This window comes from Bowmanella yangjiangensis (assembly GCF_017255015.1).
Classification (GTDB): Bacteria; Pseudomonadota; Gammaproteobacteria; order Enterobacterales; family Alteromonadaceae; genus Bowmanella; species Bowmanella yangjiangensis.
Genome location: NZ_JAFKCS010000322.1, coordinates 1 through 911 on the forward strand (window position 1 = coordinate 1; position 911 = coordinate 911).

Sequence of the window (911 nt, forward strand, 5' to 3'; positions counted from 1 at the left end):
AGGTGAAAATCCGTGGCCTGCGCATCGAGTTGGGTGAGATCGAAGCCCGTCTGCAGGCACATCCGCAGGTGGAAGAGGCGGTGGTGGTGGCGCGTGACACAGCGCAAGGCAAGCAGCTGGTGGGCTATGCCGTGGCCGGTTGCGACGGCGAGGAGTTGCGCCAGGCGCTGGCTGAGCAATTGCCGGAGTTCATGGTGCCGGCGCGCATCCTGGTGCTTGAGGCCATGCCGCTGTCGCCGAATGGCAAGCTCGATCGCAAGGCTTTGCCGGTGCCGGAGTTCAGCACCGTTCAGGCGGATTACCAGGCGCCAGAAACGGCACATGAGAGGCTACTGGCCGATATCTGGCAAAGCGTGCTGGGCGTGGCCCAGGTGGGGCGTGAGGACAGTTTCTTCGAGTTGGGTGGCGACTCCATCGTTTCCATTCAGGTGGTCAGCCGTGCCCGCCAAGCTGGTTTGCAGCTGACCCCCAAGGACATGTTCCAGCACCAGAGCCTACGTGCTCTGGCCTCTGTTGTTCGTGAGGCGGTAAGCGAGGCCGCGCAGGGGCCGGAGCAGGGCGAGACGCCGTTGCTGCCGATCCAGCGATTGTTTTTCGCCACTCCCATGCCGCAGCGCGCCCATTGGAACCAGGCTGTGCTGCTACACTGCCGCGAAGCGTTGGACGCGCGGCGTCTGAGCGAAACCCTGGCGGCGTTGCAGACGCATCACGATGCTCTGCGCTTGCGCTTCGCTGCCGATGGTAGCCATGCCGTGCATGCGGAGCTGGTGGATGCCAACGTGCTCTGGCTGCGTGAAGCGGCCGATGCCAGTGAACTGGAGCATCATTGCGCCGTCGCACAGCGTAGCCTCGACCTGGCGTGTGGCCCGCTGCTGCGCGCCATGCTGGTCAGCATGGCTGACGGCAGCCAG

1 protein-coding gene is annotated in these 911 nt (G+C 64.7%); it reads left to right on the forward strand.

Going from position 1 to position 911, the window contains the following annotated elements; genetic code table 11:
- Nucleotides 1-911, forward strand: a 911-nt coding sequence (locus J0A65_RS24300; protein WP_232850133.1) for a condensation domain-containing protein, incomplete at both ends; no start/stop codon positions are given.